Annotated in this window: 1 protein-coding gene; it reads right to left on the bottom strand. The window is 21.4% G+C overall.

Annotation, left to right across the window (positions count from 1 at the left end; all coding sequences use genetic code 11):
• Positions 1–41: 41 nt before the first annotated feature.
• Complete coding sequence (locus AMN81_RS00800) at positions 42–1217, bottom strand: glycosyltransferase (protein WP_072090252.1); 1176 nt, start codon at positions 1215–1217, stop codon at positions 42–44.
• Positions 1218–1289 lie beyond the last annotated feature (72 nt).

Below are 1289 nucleotides of genomic sequence, written 5' to 3'. Positions count from 1 at the left end.
TTTAGAATTTGTAGGTAATTTTTTCATAATTATTAATAAAATTATTTTTTCAAATTTAAAATGATATTATTTAAATTTTTAGCGTGGTAAAAAGAAGTAAATTTTTTTAATCTTTTTTTTAAATTTACCTTTTTATTTAGTTTGTTTTGCTCTGTATCTTTTAAAAATTTACTTATTGTTTGAACCAAGCTACTTTTAGAATTAGATTTAAATAAATAACCACCGTCATTACCAACAATTTCACAGGGTCCATTTGGGCAATCACTCGATATAACTTGACAACCATTATAACCAGCCTCAACTAAGACAAATCCTGGATCTTCCCATAAAGAGGGCAAAACTAAAGCATTTGCATTATTCATAAAAAAGTGAACATTTTTTGTGTGATCTAAAATAAAAACTCTATCTGCAACATTTAATTTATTTGAATTTTCTAAAAATTTTTTTTTATCTTCTCCTTGGCCTATAAATAAAAAATACAAATCTTTATCTAATTTTAAAATTTCAGGAATACAATCTAAATAGTAAAGATAGTTTTTTTGTTTTGTAAATCTGCCTATGGAAAGGAAATATTTTTTTTTTAAAATAATTTGTTTAATATTTTCACTTATAATAACTTCTTTGTTTTTAATTTTTTGAATTTCACTAATATTTAATATTGGATCATTTAGCACACAGAGTTTTTCTTTTAAGAATTCAAACTTAGATAAATTTTCATAAGTTGCAAAAGTAGGGCATGTGATTATATAAATATTTTTAACAGCCAGTCTCCATAGAAGTTTTCTAAAAAATGTCATTTTAGGTAAGCCTGAAATTCTTAAAATTAGTTTTGATTCAAATTTTTTAAAAGTGAATAAAAATATTGGTAAAGACGTAATTAAATGAATTATAAAATAATCAGGTTTTTTTTCTTGAAGAATTTTAATTAATGGAAAAAAAGATTTAAAAAAAATATAAAAATATGCAAACCTGCTTCTTATGAAGCCATCTTTTTTAAATGATTTAAAAAAAGAGTCTTTATTTAAATAAATTAATTCAATTTTTTTCTCTTTTATTTCATCCTCAAAATCTTTCCATTCATTTACAGCATCAATTATAGTTGTTTTAAAATGATTTTTTTTAAAAAATTTATTTAGTGATGCAGCTGAATTTATAACTGCTTTTACAGTAGCAATTTTGCTTGTAGTAAATGGAGACCAATAAAAAATTTTATTCATTATTAAGAAAAATTGTTAATTGCTAATATTATACTTTAATGTAAAAAAACATAAACTTTAAATAAATAAAGT

This window comes from Candidatus Pelagibacter communis, assembly GCF_001179845.1.
Lineage (GTDB): Bacteria > Pseudomonadota > Alphaproteobacteria > Pelagibacterales > Pelagibacteraceae > Pelagibacter > Pelagibacter ubique_Q.
This window is presented reverse-complemented; position numbering and strand designations above follow the sequence as displayed.

Bases quoted from the DNA above. Each gene is read 5' to 3' on its own strand.
- AMN81_RS00800 (WP_072090252.1), bottom strand. From the start codon at position 1,217: ATGAATAAAATTTTTTATTGGTCTCCATTTACTACAAGCAAAATTGCT.